This is a genomic window from Halomonas litopenaei (assembly GCF_003045775.1).
In the GTDB taxonomy this organism is placed as follows: Bacteria; Pseudomonadota; Gammaproteobacteria; order Pseudomonadales; family Halomonadaceae; genus Halomonas; species Halomonas litopenaei.
This window is the reverse complement of sequence record NZ_PXNS01000009.1, coordinates 198,707-216,153: the sequence shown is the minus strand read 5'-3', so window position 1 is coordinate 216,153 and position 17,447 is coordinate 198,707. Positions and strand designations below refer to the sequence as shown.

Annotated in this window: 14 protein-coding genes; 9 read left to right on the top strand and 5 right to left on the bottom strand. The window is 65.3% G+C overall.

What is annotated here, in order from left to right:
* The first annotated feature begins 33 nt into the window (after window positions 1-33).
* The 7 genes from C6W88_RS15950 to C6W88_RS15920 all read left to right on the top strand — a co-directional run bounded on the left by C6W88_RS15950 (window position 34) and on the right by C6W88_RS15920 (window position 8,862).
* Window positions 34-1,194 (top strand): fumarylacetoacetate hydrolase family protein, encoded by a 1,161-nt coding sequence (locus C6W88_RS15950; RefSeq protein ID WP_108133187.1) that lies wholly within the window; start codon window positions 34-36, stop codon window positions 1,192-1,194.
* A gap of 501 nt (window positions 1,195-1,695) precedes the next feature.
* Entirely contained in the window at window positions 1,696-2,307 is a 612-nt protein-coding gene (locus C6W88_RS15945) for a cytochrome P460 family protein (protein ID WP_108133186.1), read from the top strand.
* A 734-nt stretch (window positions 2,308-3,041) separates the two neighbouring features.
* The gene (locus C6W88_RS15940; RefSeq protein ID WP_108133185.1) at window positions 3,042-3,791 is read left to right on the top strand and encodes an SDR family oxidoreductase; all 750 of its coding nucleotides are present in this window, start codon (window positions 3,042-3,044) and stop codon (window positions 3,789-3,791) included.
* 76 nt (window positions 3,792-3,867) lie between these two features.
* On the top strand, window positions 3,868-4,719 hold the full coding sequence (locus C6W88_RS15935; RefSeq protein ID WP_108133184.1) for a fumarylacetoacetate hydrolase family protein: 852 nt from the start codon (window positions 3,868-3,870) through the stop codon (window positions 4,717-4,719).
* Window positions 4,716-5,771 (top strand): zinc-binding alcohol dehydrogenase family protein, encoded by a 1,056-nt coding sequence (locus C6W88_RS15930; protein WP_231498670.1) that lies wholly within the window; start codon window positions 4,716-4,718, stop codon window positions 5,769-5,771. The genes C6W88_RS15935 and C6W88_RS15930 overlap by 4 nt, the downstream gene beginning before the upstream one ends.
* A gap of 144 nt (window positions 5,772-5,915) precedes the next feature.
* Complete coding sequence (locus C6W88_RS15925; protein WP_108133183.1) at window positions 5,916-7,616, top strand: UxaA family hydrolase; 1,701 nt, start codon at window positions 5,916-5,918, stop codon at window positions 7,614-7,616.
* Between the two features lie 97 nt (window positions 7,617-7,713).
* The gene (locus C6W88_RS15920) at window positions 7,714-8,862 is read left to right on the top strand and encodes a mannitol dehydrogenase family protein (protein ID WP_108133182.1); all 1,149 of its coding nucleotides are present in this window, start codon (window positions 7,714-7,716) and stop codon (window positions 8,860-8,862) included.
* A 161-nt stretch (window positions 8,863-9,023) separates the two neighbouring features.
* Here the strand turns inward: C6W88_RS15920 and nanR are convergent, their stop codons facing one another.
* From nanR to C6W88_RS15895, 5 genes are all read right to left on the bottom strand, one after another.
* On the bottom strand, window positions 9,024-9,755 hold the full coding sequence (nanR, locus tag C6W88_RS15915; protein ID WP_108133181.1) for a transcriptional regulator NanR: 732 nt from the start codon (window positions 9,753-9,755) through the stop codon (window positions 9,024-9,026).
* A gap of 143 nt (window positions 9,756-9,898) precedes the next feature.
* Entirely contained in the window at window positions 9,899-10,975 is a 1,077-nt protein-coding gene (locus C6W88_RS15910) for an Ldh family oxidoreductase (protein WP_108133180.1), read from the bottom strand.
* Between the two features lie 105 nt (window positions 10,976-11,080).
* Window positions 11,081-12,460, bottom strand: a complete 1,380-nt coding sequence (locus C6W88_RS15905; RefSeq protein WP_108133179.1) for a TRAP transporter large permease — start codon at window positions 12,458-12,460, stop codon at window positions 11,081-11,083.
* Window positions 12,461-12,484: 24 nt separating this feature from the next.
* Window positions 12,485-13,051 (bottom strand): TRAP transporter small permease, encoded by a 567-nt coding sequence (locus C6W88_RS15900; RefSeq protein WP_108133178.1) that lies wholly within the window; start codon window positions 13,049-13,051, stop codon window positions 12,485-12,487.
* A 46-nt stretch (window positions 13,052-13,097) separates the two neighbouring features.
* A complete protein-coding gene (locus C6W88_RS15895; protein WP_108133177.1) occupies window positions 13,098-14,096 on the bottom strand; it encodes a sialic acid TRAP transporter substrate-binding protein SiaP in 999 nt (332 codons plus the stop codon).
* A 441-nt stretch (window positions 14,097-14,537) separates the two neighbouring features.
* On the opposite strand from C6W88_RS15895, the gene C6W88_RS15890 reads away from it, so the two are divergent.
* Together C6W88_RS15890 and C6W88_RS15885 are read left to right on the top strand one after the other, a co-directional pair.
* Window positions 14,538-16,397 carry a hypothetical protein gene (locus C6W88_RS15890; protein ID WP_108133176.1) on the top strand — a complete coding sequence of 620 codons (1,860 nt, stop codon included), beginning with the start codon at window positions 14,538-14,540 and terminating at the stop codon, window positions 16,395-16,397.
* A gap of 202 nt (window positions 16,398-16,599) precedes the next feature.
* The gene (locus C6W88_RS15885; protein ID WP_108133175.1) at window positions 16,600-17,427 is read left to right on the top strand and encodes a hypothetical protein; all 828 of its coding nucleotides are present in this window, start codon (window positions 16,600-16,602) and stop codon (window positions 17,425-17,427) included.
* Window positions 17,428-17,447 lie beyond the last annotated feature (20 nt).

The following is a 17,447-nucleotide window of genomic DNA, read 5'->3' as shown; positions in this document are numbered from 1 at the left end:
GACTTCCCCTTTTCAACAGACAGAGGCCCTAACATGAGTCCCCGCCTTACCGCCCGCGACATCCTGCCCGACGACGCCGACCGTGCCCTGCTGGTCGGCCGAGTGTGGCGCGACGACCAGCAAGGCCCCGTCCTGGTAACCGTTCGCGATGGCCAGCTTATCGACCTGTCGGCCACCATCAATGTCATGGCCGACCTGCTCGAACGCGACGACGCCGCCGAGCTGATCGCCAACGCCGAGGGCGAGTCCCTGGGTAGCCTGGACAGCCTGCTGGAAAATTCCTGCCAGACACCCCAGCGCGCCCCGCACCTGCTCGCGCCCTGCGACGTCCAGGCGATCAAGGCCTGTGGAGTGACCTTCGCGGTCAGCCTGCTGGAACGCGTCATCGAGGAGCAGGCCGGTGGCGACGCCGCCCGCGCCGGCGAGCTGCGCGAGGAACTCAAGCGCGTGATCGGCGGTGACCTGTCGAAGATCCGTCCCGGCTCCGACGAGGCCATGGCGCTCAAGGCCGAGCTTCAGTCCCGTGGCGCCTGGTCCCAGTACATGGAGGTCGGCATCGGCCCCGACGCCGAGGTCTTCACCAAGTCGCAGCCGCTGTCCGCGGTGGGCCAGGGCGCGGCGGTGGGGCTGCACCCGTCATCGCGCTGGAACAACCCCGAGCCCGAGATCGTGCTGGCGGTGGATGCACAAGGCAACGCCCGCGGCGCGACGCTGGGCAATGACGTCAATCTGCGCGATGTCGAAGGACGCAGTGCCCTGCTGCTTGGCAAGGCCAAGGACAACAACGCCTCCTGTGCCATCGGGCCCTTCATTCGCCTGTTCGATGACCACTTCTCGATCGACGACGTGCGCTCGGCCATGGTCAGCCTGCGCATCGAAGGCAACGACGACGACTTCCTGCTCGAGGACCAGAGCGACATGCGCGAGATCAGTCGCGACCCGCTGGACCTGGTGGGCCAGACCATCGGCGCGCATCACCAGTACCCCGATGGCTTCATGCTGTTCCTCGGCACCATGTTCTCGCCGATTCAGGACCGCGACGGGCCCGGCCAGGGCTTTACCCATCACCTGGGTGATGTGGTCACCATCTCGACGCCTAGCCTGGGCGCTCTGGTCAATCGCGTCGAACGCTCCGACCAGCTGCCCCCCTGGACCTACGGTATCCGCGCCTGGCTCGCCCACCAGCGCGGCTGACACCACGCAAGACCCGCACGAACCGACATCTCCCTTCTGCCTCGCCCTCGGCGAGGCTTTTTTGTTTCAGGCCGCCAACTGTGCCATTACGCGCTGCTACTCAAGCATTCGCGCATGCGGTATGCGAGTTCCCGCGCCGGACATGGCGAGTGACATGGGCCTGACATATACCTTCAAGACCCCTCCCGCCGAGGTCAGTCAGTGAATCGACATATGACGGTTGTTCTTGCGCAAGGCGCGTTACATCGCGAATGCAAGGTCAGGAACAACGCAAGGTCAGGAACAAGACCGGCAACGTCATCGCTGCAATCGCGCGAGCGAGGGGACCAAGGAACATCGACCATCATCAGACAAGGGCCTCAAGGCCCGGATAAAGGACAGGGAGCAAGCCAAAGGCCACCCAAGAAGCCTGCGCCGCCCTTGCCGTGACTCGTCGCCGTCAGCGCAGCACCCGTGGATGGATGCGTCCAGGTGCGCCTCGGTGACCAAGGAGGACAGACCATGCTCAGGATTTCCCGTCTCACCGCCATCGCCGCCGCCATGGGCGCCAGCCTGATCGCCTTTGACGCGGTCGCCGAGACCTACTTCGAGATCACCGACGGGGAGCTCACGCGCCCCACCGGCTTCCGCGAATGGGTGTTCGTCGGCACCCCGCTCACGCCCAATGACATGAACAACGGCAAGGCGCCGTTCCCCGAGTTCCACGCCGTCTACATCGATCCGGAAAGCTGGGACCACTGGAAGGAAACCGGTGAATTCCGCGATGGCGCCATCATGATCAAGGAGCTGATCAGCGTCGGCAGCAAGCAGGCGGCCAGCGGCAACGGCTACTTCATGGGCGAATACATCGGCCTCGAGGCGACCATCAAGAGCAGCGAGCACTTCCCGGACGAGCCCGGCAACTGGGCCTACTACAGCTTCTCGACGCCGGACCACTCGAGCCTCAAGGAGACTGCGGCGGCCTTCCCCACCGCAGCCTGCAACGCCTGCCACGCGGCGGCGGCTGCCGATGACTTCGTCTTTACCCAGTACTACCCGGTACTGACCGCCGGCAAGGGCGCCGGCGACGACGCCGGTGGCGGCACCCAGTCCCAGCTTGGCAACGACGGCTGATCGCCTGTCTGGCCCCGTTCCGACAGTCCAGGGCCTGAACCATCGGCCAGGGAGTCAGAGTCAGGAACGGGGACCATCTGGAATATGGTGCCTAAAGGTGCCAATGAAAGGTGCTATGTAGAAACGTGCGGTACGTGCACATGCGAACCGCAGCCGGCCGTATAGACATATAAACACCCGATACCCAGTAGCACGAAGGCCGGCAAGACAAGCACCTGGCACCACCGAGCATGAAGCGATGGCGGTGACCCTGCGTCACCCTATGGCCTTGCAGGGTACGTCTACCGGCGAGCCACTGGATTCGCCCCGGAGTCCAGAAGTGGCATAGGGGCTGCCCCGAGAGAAGGATGTCTCTCGGCAGCGATATCCGCCATCCTTCTTGCGTTCCCTGCCCTCCTGGCGGCCCTCCCCGGCCGCCTTTTTTTATGTTCTCGGCGCCCTCTTCCCGCGGACAAGCGTTATCCGTCCCCGCTCTTTGCTATCGGCCATATTCCGCTACCCCGGCTCTCTTGATCCTTTGCGACCAAAGTCGGCCCTTGGCGCCAATTGCAATCCAGCCAACCTGCGCCATACTACGGATAACGTCATGCTAGCAGCCTGTCATACCACCTAGCGAAAACCCGCGGCACCAGCAGGCTTCAGCTAGAGGGAGAGCACCAGGCCTTCGTCACTACGACACCTGATGTTTCGCCGCCATGACAACAACCTCGTCGCCCCTGCCAACAGGAGACATCATGCGTCTGTCAGGAAAGACCGCCTTGATCACCGCCGCCGGCCAGGGCATCGGTCGCGCCACCGTCGAGCGCTTTATCGCCGAGGGCGCGGAGGTCCACGCCACCGACCTCGATCCGGCCAAGCTTGAGGATCTGGCAGATCGCCGGGGTGTCCGCTGCCACACCCTGGATGTGACCGACCCTGCGGCGATCGCCGAGCTGGGGGCGAAGATTCCGACACCGACCATCCTGTTCAACTGTGCCGGTTACGTGCATAGCGGCAGCCTGCTGGAGTGCTCCATCGAGGACTTCGATCGCTCCATGGCGATCAACGTCACCGCCATGTACCACACCATCTCGACCTTTCTTCCCGGTATGCTGGAGGCCGGTGGTGGCAGCATCATCAACATGGCGTCGGTCGCCAGCAGCCTGAAGGGTGTTGCCGGACGCTTTGCCTACGGCACCAGCAAGGCCGCCGTCATCGGTCTGACGCGCTCGGTGGCGGCGGACTACGTGACCCACGGCATCCGCTGCAACGCCATCTGTCCGGGTACCGTGGAGTCGCCCTCCCTGGCGCAGCGTATTCGCGCCCAGGCCGAGGCTCAGGGACAGGACGAAGCCCAGGTGCGCCAGGCCTTCCTCGACCGCCAGCCAATGGGACGCCTGGGCAGGCCCGAGGAAATAGCCGCACTGGCCGTCTATCTGGCCTCGGATGAATCGGCGTATACCACAGGCACCAGCCAGATCATCGACGGTGGCTGGCTAGCGTAAAAGACGACACAACGACATCAATCCATCGACCCTATCCATCGACCTTATCCATCCAATCAACGACAAAGGACACCCCATGAAACTGCTGCGATTCGGCGCCCCCGGCCAGGAAGCTCCCGGTATTCTCGACGCCAACGGACGTGTCCGTGACCTGTCCGGCGTCATCGATGACGTTGCCGGAGAGGCCCTCGGACGTGACAGCCTGGCGCGCATCGCCGGCCTCGATCTGGAAAGCCTGCCCGAGGTTCCCGCCGACACCCGCATCGGCCCCTGCGTCGGCCAGGTCGGCAAGTTCATCTGCATCGGCCTCAACTACGCCGACCACGCCGCCGAGAGTGGCGCCGAGGTGCCGCCGGAGCCGGTGATCTTCAACAAGTGGACCAGCGCCATCTGCGGCCCCGACGACGACGTCATCATTCCCCGCGATTCCTCCAAGACCGACTGGGAGGTCGAACTCGGCGTGGTCATCGGCAAGGGCGGTCGCTATATCGACGAAGCCGACGCCCTCGAGCACGTGGCGGGCTACTGCGTGATCAACGACGTATCCGAGCGGGAATTCCAGCTGGAGCGCAGCGGTACCTGGGACAAGGGCAAGGGTTGCGACACCTTCGGTCCCCTCGGCCCCTGGCTGGTGACCCCGGATGAAGTGGAAGATCCCCAGGCGCTGAACCTGTGGCTCGAGGTCGACGGCAAGCGCTACCAGGACGGCAATACTCGCACCATGGTCTATCAGGTGGCCTACCTCATCAGCTACCTGAGCCGCTTCATGAGCCTGCAGCCAGGCGACGTCATCTCCACCGGCACGCCGCCTGGTGTCGGCCTGGGCCAGAATCCGCCGGTGTTCCTGCGTCCGGGTCAGACCATGCGCCTGGGCATCGAGGGCCTCGGGGTGCAGACCCAGAAGGTCGTGGCGGATTCGGACGCATGAGCCAGCGCGACCAGCCCATGACCGTGGCGGTGTGCGTCGAACCAGGGCAGATGGCCCTGGAACAGCGCCCCCGCCCCGAGCTTGCCGGCGGCGAGGCCCTGGTGCGCATTTCGCGCATCGGGGTCTGCGGCACCGATATCCACGCCTTCGGCGGCAACCAGCCCTACTTCGACTACCCCCGGGTGCTGGGGCACGAACTGGCCGGTACGGTGGAGGCCCTTGCCGACGACGTGGACGAGGCGACCCGTGCCCGCCTCGAGCACCAGCCGGTGTACGTGATCCCCTACCTGCACTGTGGCGAGTGTCGCGCCTGCCGACGCGGCAAGACCAACTGCTGCCAGGCGATGCAGGTGATCGGCGTCCATCGCGACGGCGGCATGGCCGAGTGGCTGAAGGTTCCGGTCGATCATCTGGTGGCCTGCCCGGCACTGGAACCAGACGAGCTGGCACTGATCGAGTGCCAAGCCATCGGTGCCCACGCGGTGCGCCGGGCCGCGGTGGAAGCGGATGAACTGGTGGCGGTGGTCGGCGCCGGCCCCATCGGCATCGGCGTCGCCCAGGTCGCCCGGGCCCAAGGTGCACGGGTACTGCTGCTCGATACCAGCGCCGAACGCCTGACCTTCTGCCGCGAAGCGCTCGGCTTCGAGCAGACCCTGGTAGTGGGCGAGGACGATCCGCAGGCGCGCCTGGCCAGTCTCAACGACGGCGCACTGGCCGACGTGGTGTTCGACGCCACCGGCAATCCGAGCGCCATGGAGGCCGGCTTCGGCCTGGCCGGACACGGCGGCCGCTACGTGCTGGTCAGCATCGTCAAGTCAGACATTCGCTTTGACGATCCGAGCTTTCACGGCCGTGAACTGACCCTGCTCGCCAGCCGCAACGCCACCCGAGAAGACTTCGACTGCGTCACCGAACTGCTGGAAGAAGGCCGTATCCAGGTGCGCCCGATGATCACCCATCGTGCCAAGCTCGAGGCCCTGCCGGAGACCATGCCGGTGTGGTGCGGCGGCGAGGCCGGCGTGATCAAGGCGATGATTCACCTCGATCGATAAGTCGGCGCCAGGACCAGCGAGCCCCCTTCGACGGGCACCGAACACTCTTTCACCAGGCGGCGTACGGCACCCACCGTCATCTGCTGCACCCGATCACCAGGCCGTCACGATAACAACGTCAACGCCTTTGCCGAGGACCGTCCCATGTCCACACAGTCATCGACCACCACGTCATCGACCACCGCTGCATCGAACAAGGCAGCGTCGTCCAACGCGACCATCGCCAGCGACCAGCCCGCCCAGGAAAGCCTGCGGGTCCATCCTGCCGACAATGTGCGTGTCGCCCTGCGCGACCTGCCCCAGGGGCACCGCATCGACGAGGGTGCCGACACCCTGACGCTGGTGGAAGCCATCCGCCACAAGCACAAGTTCGCCCTCGAGGATCTGGCCGTCGGTGACACCGTCACCATGTACGGCGTCACCGTCGGCCGGGCCACCCGGGCGATCGCCCGTGGCAGCGTGATCCGCACCGACAACCTGGAGCACTTCACCCACTCGGATACCCCGGTCACCCGCCGGGAGCACTGGCAGGCACCGGACGTTTCCGCCTTCGAAGATCACACCTTCGACGGCTTCCATCGTCCGGACGGTGGCGTGGGCACCGCCAACCTGTGGCTGGTGGTGCCGCTGGTGTTCTGCGAGAACCGCAATATCGAGGTGCTTCGCCAGTGTGTAGCGGACGCCCTGGGTGACGACCCTTTCCGCGACTACAAGCAGATGGCACGCCAGATGCTTCATGGCGATAGCCCGAGCCATGTGACCGAGCCTCCCTCCTCGCCCTTTCCCAACGTGGATGGCGTGCGTTTTCTGACCCATACCCTGGGTTGTGGCGGCACCGACGACGACGCCCAGGCGCTGTGCAACCTGCTGGCGGGCTACATCACCCACCCCAACGTGGCCGGCGCCACGGTGCTGAGCCTTGGCTGCCAGAAGGCCCAGATCGCCATGCTCAAGCAGGCGGTGGCAAGCAAGGACCCGCAGGGCCTGCGCCCGGTGCACTACCTCGAGCAACAGGCCAGCACCAGCGAAGACGCCTTGATCGAACAGGCCCTGGGCACCATCTTCGATGGCCTGCGCGAGGCCAACCAGGTGACCCGTCAGCCGGCGCCGCTATCGGCCCTGCGTATCGGGGTGGAGTGCGGTGGGTCCGACGGCTTCTCGGGTCTGTCGGCCAACCCGGTGGTGGGCGGTGTCATCGATCGCCTGGTCGCCCTCGGCGGCAGCGGCATCCTCAGCGAATTTCCCGAGCTCTGCGGAGTCGAGCACGAACTGCTGTCGCGCTGCGTCGACGACGCCACCGCCGAACGTTTCTCGTCGCTGATGCAGGCCTACCAGCGCCACGCCGACGCCGTCGGCGCGAGTTTCTCGATGAACCCCTCGCCGGGCAATATCCGCGATGGTCTGATCACCGATGCCATGAAGTCCGCCGGGGCCGCCAAGAAAGGCGGCGACAGCCCGGTGGTCGAGGTCCTCGACTACACCGAGACCGCCACGCGACCCGGCCTGGCGCTGCTGTGCAGTCCCGGCAACGATGTCGAATCCACTACCGCTCTGGTCGGCTCCGGCGCCAACCTGGTGATCTTCACCACCGGGCTCGGCACGCCCACGGGCAACCCGGTGGCACCGACCCTCAAGGTCGCCAGCAACTCGGACCTGGCCCGCCGCATGGCGGACATCATCGACTTCGATAGCGGAGCGGTGATCCGGGGCGAGGCCTCCATCGACGAGCTCGCCGATGACCTGCTGGCGCTGTGCATCGAGACCGCCTCTGGGCGCTACACCACCCGCGCCGTGGGGCTGGCCCAGCACGACTTCATTCCCTGGAAGCGCGGGGTGTCCTTGTGAGCGTTCCTGTGAAAGAGCCTGTGAGCGTCCCTGTGAGAGAGCCTGTGAGCGTCCCCGTGAGAGAGCCTGTGAGCTTCCCTTGAGAGAGACTGGCAACATGCAAAACGCAACCACCGTCACCCTGATGCAGTTCGGCATCGGCCGTTTTCTGCTGGCCCACGTCGACCTGTTCGCCAGCCAGGCGCGGGACGAACACGGCAGTGATATCCGTATCATTGCGGTACAGAGCTCGGACCGTGCGGCCGGGCGAACCAAGGCCCACGCCCTGGCCCGGGACCCGGTCTACCCGGTCAGGATGCGCGGCCGACGTGATGGCGAATTGATCGATACCACCCATCAGGTCGACAGCATCACCACCGCGCTGGTTGCCAGCGAAGCCTGGGCCGAAGTGGAGCGGCGTTTTCGCGATGAGGTAACTCACGTGGTCTCCAACACCTCCGAGGCGGGCTATCAGGTCCCGGCGGGCGATGGCCCACGGCGGGACTGCCCCGAGAGCTTCCCCGCCAAGCTGACGCACCTGTTGAAGACCCGCTTCGACGCCGGCCGTCCCGGCGTCACCCTGCTGCCATGCGAGCTTCTGACCGACAACGCCCTCAAGCTCAAGGACGTCATCCTGGAATTGGCACAGGCCCACTACGACGACGATGGCTTCATGGCATGGCTCGAGCGGGACTGCGTGTGGGCGGTGACCCTGGTGGACCGCATCGTCTCCGCCGAGCTGGATCCGGTGGGCGCCGTCGCCGAGCCCTATGGCCTCTGGGCGATTCAGCAAACGCCCGGGCTGGTGATGCCGTTCTCCCACCCGGACGTACATCTGGTCGACGATATCCGTCCCTTCGAGCGGCGCAAGCTGCACCTCTTGAACCTGGCTCATACCTGGCTGGTCGCTCGCGTCCTGGATCTCGGTCTCGGCGAGGAAGTGACACTGGTTCGCCAGGCGATAGACGACCCCCGCCTGGGAGACGAACTGGAGAAGATGCTGCGCCAGGAGGTGGTGCCGGTGCTCGATCAGGAACTTCCGGGCATGGAACTCGAGGACTACGTCGACAGCATTCTGGATCGTTTCCGCAATCCATGGCTGGACCACCGACTGGGAGATATCGCCCAGAATCATCCCCAGAAGCTGGAGCGAAGGCTGGCGCCGGTGGTACAGATGGCCGCCCGCCAGGGTCGGGACGTACCACGCCTGGCCAGCGCTTTCCCCTCGACGGCTTCCGCGTCGACCTCGTCCCTGTCCTCGACCTGACAACGTCCTGGGCAAACTGGCGGATCACTCAAACAAGGCACCCTTCAATAACACGCCGCCGCCGGATGTCATCCGGCGGCGGCGTATGGCTTCGGCTCACGCCCTTGGCCCAAGGCCGTTCTCGTTGCCCGGTGCAGCACGGGTGCTTCCGCTCCCTCAGCTCAGGCGTCGTCCTGGCGACTCTTGAGGCGTTGCTTGAGCTGCATATAGGTGCCGTAGTGACGATCGAGGTGCCGTCGCATGGCGGCCTCGGCGGCTTCCGGGTCCCGGGCGGCGATGGCCTCGACGATCTCGGTGTGGGCCTCCAGGGCAGCCAGGTCCTCCCCGGGCTGCTGCAGCGCCAGGGCGCGACGGTCATCGAGCCACTCGGATAGTGCCTGATGGATGGCGTCGTAGATGGGGTTGTGCCCGATACTCGCCAGGACGCCATGAAAGTCGTTATCGGCCCGCTTGACGGCGGCATCATCGCCGATCACCGAACGCTGATGCGCCAGAGCGTCGCGCAACGCCTGGATCTCCTCATCGCTTGCGTGCTGCGCCGCCTGACGGGCCAGCGCGACCTCGAAAAGCGCCCGGGCCTCCTGAAAGTACTGCTGCCCTTCGGGTTTGGCCAACAATTGCCGGGTAACCCCGGACAGCCTGGCCATCACGGCCTCGGCGGTGGGCCGGATAACCCGTGCCCGAGTGCCGCTGTTGATCGCGATCAAGCCTAGCTGCTGCAGGTAGAACAGCGCCTCCCGTACGGCCGGGCGCCCGACCCCGAACTGCTCCATCAATTCACGCTCGGACGGCAATTGATCATTCTCGCCCAGCCGCCCTTCGAGGATTTCAGCCTCCAGTTGTTCGGCCACCTGCTCGGACAGCGTCTTGCGCTCCACCCGATATTTGCTCATCGACGCGGGTCTCCCTCGATCCATCACCCGGAGCGTCTCCGGGACACGGCGCACATGGTACTGCAAGGCGCACCCCCTGGGCAGCAAGGCGTCACTGCGGCACACTCACCCCCCGGGCCAGGCCAAACCTCGACGGCGCTCGATCAATGCTCGGTCAGCGCCGTCAGCGCAAAGCGCTCGGCGATCTGGCGATACTGGTCGCGCTGGGCATGGTCCAGGGGAATGCCGGTCTGCTTGCGCTCATCGCGGGTCTGCCACTCGCGATCCCCCGGCGCCAGCACCCGCTGACCCTCTACCGGCGTCATCTCGCGCAGATCCTTGAGGTACTCGGCCAGGCGACGCTCGAAGGCGCTGCGCTCCTCGAAGGCGCCCGGGTCCATCACCAGAAAGAAGTGGCCGACGCCGCGGGGAGTCGACATGTCCGGCCCGCCCATCGGCAGCAGGCGAAAACCGTGGACCATGTTGGCCAGGGTCGAACTCAGCACCTCGACCATGCCACCGAGCCCGGCCCCCTTGAAACCGAAGCCGGCGCCACCTACCGGCAACAAGGCGCTGACCTGGCGGGCATCGGTGGTCGTGCTGCCGTCGCTGGTCGCGGCGATGTCCGCCGGCAAGGGCCGTCCGATGGCCGCATACTGCTGCACCCGATTCATGGGCACCGAGCTGGTGGCCATGTCCAGCAGATACGGATCCTCGCCGGCCACCGGTGCAGCGAAGGCGATCGGATTGGTGCCGTGGAAGGCCCGCTGACTACCGTGGAGCAGGACGAACGGATCGGAATTGCAAAAGGCCATGCCGAGCATGCCCTGCTCTGCCGCGGCGAGGGCGTAGCAGCCGGCGGCACCGAAGTGCGACGAGTTGCCGACCGCCACCGCACCGATGCCGACCTCCCGGGCCATGCTGACGGCATGATCGATGGCCCGATACCCGGCCAGGTGGCCGAAGCCATCATCGGCGTCCAGTACCGCAGTGCCGGCCAGACGCTGCTTGATGCTCGGCGTCGGGCTGCCCTTGATCCGCCCGCCTTGCAGGGCGTTGAGGTAGTGCGGCAATAGCCTCAGGCCGTGGCTGTCGGTGCCCATCAGCGAGGCAGTGACCAACGCCTTGGCCACCGCTTCCCGGGAGGCCTGATCGGCGCCGGCAGCCGCCAGCGCCTGTTCGATAAAGCGATGCAGATCCTTGTAATCGACCCGACAGGCCTCGTATTGACTGGCACTCATGGGGATTCCTTGTGAGGGGGATAAGAGCCGCAAGGCGCGCGCCGATCACTTGGCGCCGCCTTGACTCGGCCATACCGCGTCACCGCCGCAGCGGCGACCCGGGACTCAGCGGTAGACCAGCGTCGGCAACCACAGCGAAATCGCCGGAATGAAGGTCACCAGCAACAGCGCCACCACCAGAGGGATCAGGAAAGGCAGGGTGCCGCGCATGCACTTCTCGAAGGAGATATGCGACACCCGCGACAGCACGTAGAGCACCATGCCTACCGGCGGGGTCAACAGACCGATCATCAGGTTGAGCACCATGATCACACCAAAGTGCACCGGATCCACCCCGGAGGCCACCGCTACCGGCAGCAGCACCGGCACCAGGATGGTGATGGCGGCGATGGTCTCCATGAAGCAGCCCACCACGATCAGCACCAAGTTGATGATCAGCAGCACGGCAATGGGATTGTCCTGGAAGGGTCCCAGCAGCCCCATGACGTGCTGGGTGACCTGGTTGCTGGTCAGGATCCAGGCAAAGATCGAGGCGCCGGCAACGATGAACAGGATCACCGCCGTTGTCTCGATGGTTTCCATGCTGACCTTCAACAGTCGCCGCCAGGTCAGGGTACGGTAGACCAGTCCCCCCAGAATCAGCGCATAGACCACCGCCGCGATCGCCGCCTCGGTCGGGGTAAAGGCACCAGTGACGATGCCGCCGACGATGATCACCGGGGTCAGCAGCGACAGGAAGGCCCGCGAGAACGTCTTGCCCAGCACCGAGACCGAGAACCGCGCGTCACGCTTGTAGCCGCGACGCCGCGACAGCCAGGTGATCATCACCATCAGCGTCAGACCCATCAGCAGCCCCGGCACCAGGCCGGCGGCGAACAACTGCCCCACCGAGACCGACGCCATCACCCCGTAGATCACCATGGGCAGGCTTGGCGGAATGATCGGGCCGATGGTCGAGGACGCTGCGGTGATGCCTACGGCAAACTCCTGATCATAGCCGGCGTCGCGCATGGCCTTGATCTCGATGGTGCCGAGGCCACCGGCATCGGCCACGGCGGCACCGGACATCCCCGAAAAGACAATGCTGGCCCCGACGTTGACGTGGCCCAGGCCCCCACGCATCCAACCCATCAGCGCCTTGGCGAAGTCAAAGATGGGGGTGGTAATGCCGCCGTTGTTCATCAGGTTGCCGGCGAGGATGAAGAACGGAATCGCCAGCAGCGGGAAGCTGTCGATACCGTTGACCATGCGGTGCACCACGACCACGTCGGGCACGCGCCCGGTCAGCAGAACGTACATCAGGCAGGAGCCGGCCAGGCTGATGGCGATGGGCACCCCGCAGACCAGCAGGGTAAACAGGGCGGCAAACAGAAACGAAAGGTAGTTCTCGAAAAACGCCAGCGCGATGCAGCCGACGACCGCCAGTGCCGCCACCACCGGGGGCACTGGCGATCCGCGCCGGGCACTGATCATTGCTTCAGTCATGGGGTTGTTCCTTGTTCGTGGCGCTCAGTCGTCTTCATCGCGACACATCAATTCACTCTCGCCGGTGCGCCAGTGACGCACCGCCAGCTGGATCGAGCGCACCAGCATCAGCACCACCCCGAAGAGCACCACGTAGTAGAGCAGACTCTTGGGCAGGTCCACCGACACCATCATCGAGTTGGTGCGCTGGGCCAGCTGCCAGGTGATCCAGGCCAGCATGCCGAGAAAGGCGATACGCACCAGATCCACCAGGGTCCACATGACCCGGGCGGTGGGCTCCGACAGGTAGCGATAGAAGAATTCCACGGCGATATGCGAGCCCTTGCGGGCGGCCATGGCGCTGCCGAGAAAGCCCACCGCCACCAGCAGGTAGCGGGCGATTTCCTCGGTCCAGGCGATGGAGTTGCCGAGCACGTAGCGACTGAAGAACTGAACAAAGACGTCCAACGCCAGCAGCCAGAAGACCACCAGCGTTAGATAGTCCTCGATGCCGTAGTCACCCGGCCGGATCCGGTCGTCGTCATCGGGCACCTCGAAGGCGCTGGTGGTCTCGTGTTCGACGCCAGGGTCACTCACGTCAGATCGGGTCATGAAGGATCTCCCGCGGGAGGGCGCACGGCGCCCTCCCCTCCGTCGTTTACTGGCCGATAGCCTGGAGGCGATCGTAGGTTTCCTGGTCCCAGGTCGCCGCGTCACCGTTGTGAGCCGGCATCACCGCCTCGCGGAACGGTGCGGTGTCGACCTCGTTGACGGTGACGCCCTGCTCCTCGAACCAGGCCACAAGGTCCTGCTCCTGCTGCACGATATCGGCGGTGATCTTCTCGCCGGCCTCTTCATAGACGTCGCGGAAGATCTGCCGATCCTCTTCGGACAGGCGATTCCACAGCGGACCGCCGGCAATCGTGATCAGGGAGTCGGTGATATGACCGGTCAGGTTGATGACGTCCTGCACCTCGTAGAAGGCCTTGGCCTTGATCGTGGGCAGCGGGTTTTCCTGGGCGTCGACGACACCCTGCTGCAGGGCCAGATAGACCTCGGCGAAGGCGATCGGGGTGGGATTGGCGCCGACCTGCTCGGGGAACATCATGTACATCGGTGCGTTGGGGACGCGAATCTTCAGGTCCTGCATGTCCTCCGGCGTATTGATCGGCTCGTTGGACGTGGTGTGGCGCTTGCCGTAGTAATTCATCGCCAGCGGCACGTTGCCGGTGGCGTCCTCATAGCCCTGGGCGATCTCGGCGAACAGGTCGCTGTCGACGTAGGCCTGCCAGTGATCGAAATCGCGGAACATGTAGGGCGCACCGGCGATGCCGATGGGACCGTAGGAACGGCCGGCGAACTGATTGCCGGTAAAGATGAGGTCGACGGTGCCGAGGCTCAGCCCCTCGTTGATGTCGGCTTCCTTGCCCAGTGAAGAGGCTGGGTGCACCTCCACCGAGTAGCGGCCATCGGTGCGTTTCTCGATCTCTTCGCCGGCCCAGACGGCCCACTCGTGGTAGGGCTCCGAGGTCTCGTAGACGTGGGCGAAGGTCAGCGTTTCCGCCTGGGCGGCCGCCGACAGGCTGACGCCGACCATGGCGGCGATCAGGCTACGACGAATGAAGCGGGCGGGCGGCTGGCAGTGATTGGGGCGCATCTTGTTGTTCTCCCGGGCTCTTGTGGCGTGTGGAGTGTGCAAGGTGGATGCACGCAATCGCTTCGACAGGCTCCATGCCTGGGCGACTGTATACGTGTCATACCACCGAGACTGAATCTAGTTGTCCCCACTGGCCCATGCAAGGAAGTGACGACGAGACTTTGGTCGATGCTCCACCCACGTCGGCCATGACGAGGCACCAGTGCAAGGGGGCTTTGCAGGCGTGTGCGGAAGATCATGGCGCCTACCCACAGGACCTGGGACTTATCCTGCATCGCCCTGACATCACCGGCCTGAGCCTGGTCCCGCAGACGCTCGCCCTGGACGCCAGCAGCCTGCCGTCAGACTCGCTGGCCGGCGAAACGAGGCGACCTCACCTATGCTCCAGTAAGCCACGACGCGATCCCCAGAGGATCCCTTCGACGAGCCCGGAGACACGCCGTGACCGACAATGCCTATCTTGCCCCTCGACTCACCCTGCGCGTGGGCGTGACCGGGCACCGCCCCAAGGACCTGGCGGAGGCCGACCATGATGCGCTGGGCAAGGCGGTCCAGGACATACTCGAACGCCTCGCCACCGATACGCGCCGGCTGGGAGAACAGGCCGAACCCGGCCTCTATGCCGATGAGCCTGCCTGCATGCGACTGGCCAGCGCCATCGCCGAGGGAGCCGACCGGCTGGTCGCCGAGGCGGCGGCCTCACGTGGCTACGAGATCAACCTAATCCTGCCCTTTCGACGTCGGCAATACGCCGACGACTTCGACGGCGACGCCCTGGCCGACTACTGGCGCTGGTTCGAACATCCGGCGGTGACCAGCTGTACCGAACTCGACCTCGGCGAGCCCGGCGATCAGCGGGAAGCCGGCTACGAGGCGGCCGGCCATCTAGTGCTGGCGCATTCCGACGTATTGCTGGCGGTATGGGACGGCAAGCCCTCACGAGGGCGTGGAGGTACCGCCGAGATCATCGACGAGGCACGCCTGCGTGGCCTGATCACACTGTGGCTCGACCTGCAGGGCCAGTTGCACCTGTGGGTCCCCCGAGAGCACGTCGTCGAGCCCCTGGACGACGGCGACTGGAAAGCCCTGACGCCAGGTGACATCAGCCAGCTACTGAACGACCGACTCGAGCAGCTGCTGTTGCTGGGCCGCGGCCCCGACGACGCCAGCTGCCCGCTCAAGGGCCTTGGCGACTTTGCCCGCCAGACCCCACGGCCGCGCACCCGTCACTGTGTTCATGAGTGGCTGCGTGCCCTGCTGGTGCGCGACGTACCCTTCGCCGCATCGGTCGACCTGGGGCTTGAACGTGAACGCAGCGGAGCCTGGAAGGAAACACTCAGAGCCGCACACCATCTTGGCGGTGATAGCTACGAGGCGACCCTGGACCAGCGTCTGCGACAACGCTGGATCGCCGCAGACAATCGCGCCATCGACTACGCTCACCGCTTTCGCAGCGCCTACACCACCAACTTCCTGCTGGCAGCGCTCGCCGTGCTGGTGGGTCTGCTGGCGGTGCTGGCGTGGGACAGCAAGGGCGTCAAGGCGCTGCTGGTCAGCATGGAGCTTGCGATCATCGCCGGCATCCTGCTCATCACCTGGCTCGGGCGTCGTGGGCAGTGGCAGAGCCGCTGGCTGGCCTACCGCAGCCTGGCCGAGGCGATCCGACCGGCACGACTATCGCTGCTGATCGGTACCTCACCCGTCGGCGCCGCCGAGCCGCCGGTGGACAACGGTCGCTTCGATTGGATTCCCTGGTACGTGCGCTGCTCACTGCGGGAAATCGGCCCACCCGACGCCGTCGTCTCCGGTGATAGCCTCAGGCGGGCCCTGGACGTGGCCCTGCACGAAGAGATCGACGGCCAGATCGGCTATCACCAAAAAACCGCCGAGCGCCTGGAGACTCAGGACGATCGCCTCGAGTACCTGGCGAAGGGGGCGCTCTGGCTGACGCTGGCCAGTGGCGTCCTGTACCTGGTGTGCTATCTGGTCTACCTCAACGGTCCGGCACTTCCGGCGGAGCTCTACAAGCCCGTAGCCACCCTGCTCGGCGGCTTTCTGCCGGTGCTGGGTGCGGCCATCTTCGGCATCCGCGCCACCGGCGATCTACGCGCCGCCGCTCAGCAGTCCCGGCGCATGAGTCAACGCCTGAAGCGCCTGGGCAGCAAGCTGACCTCTCGCCTGAACACACCGGAGCGCCCCGTGGTCCGTCGTCTGCTCGGTCAGCTGCAACTGACGATGGCCGACGACCTCAAGGTCTGGAGCATGATCTACAGCGAGCGGGAGCTGGTGCCCGGATTCTAGGACTTGTCTGAAAAGTGCCTGCTGACCTGGCCGCCTTGAACACGGGATTCATGATCGAGAGACACCAGATTTTTGCCGCTCTGATTGGCGCCGAAGCCGTTGCCAAGACGACGGCGGCTATCTAGGGTGAAGACAGCCCCCCGGCCCCTGCTGCACCACCGGGGCTTCTGAAGCGGTAGCCCCGATACAGGCGGAGGCCTGCATGGACCGAGATCGCTGGGAGACATTTCTCGAGAAGCACCTCACGCCTGCAGACCAGGCCTTTCCCAGCGTGCCGCCCGTCCCGGGGGACTGGAAGACGCTGTCCCCCGAGGACAGTCTGCCGCTGTTGCTGGACCTGACCCAGGCCCAGCTCGCCGGCGATATCCGGCCCACCTGCGAGTGCTTCACCGCACTGGCGATCCGCGCCATGCCACTGTTGTGCTATCGCCGTCATCTGCTCTGCGACGTCCTGCTGGAGACCGAAGAAGGCCCCGGCCTATTCGCCTTCATCTATGGCCAGAGCGGTGTCTGGCCGCTGGACCTGACCAGCAAGGCGCTGTTTCGACTGAACAGTGTCTATGGCGACCCCGCCACCTCCCCGGCCGCGGCGCTGGAATACCTGCACCTGTTCACCGGTTTCATCATCGGAGGCGCCGAGAGCGGCCGTTTCCGCGTGCTGGAATCCGCTGACTATTTTCCCTGGGTCGATGCCGATCCGCCGCCTCAGGCGCTCGATGCGGTCCGTCAGGCGCTGTCCAAGGTGAGCTATCCCCCCCGTGTGGTATGCGCCAACGACGAAGCCGACGCGCCAGCCCCCATGACCTTGCACAGCGGGGATCTGGCTGAACAGCGCTCTCTCAACAGCGACGTCGACAGTCCGGTCGTCGCCTGGCATATCCAGGTACCGGTGGTCTACGGGCGCTCGCTGTGGGACTGCGACTTCACGGTGCTGCGCGACGGCGAGGTCCACATGGAGGAGGACCGCACCCTGCTCGACGATCTGCCGCTGCGACTGGAACGCTTTATCGGCGCGGTGCGCCTGCCCTGAATCAGCTTACCTGCGCTGAG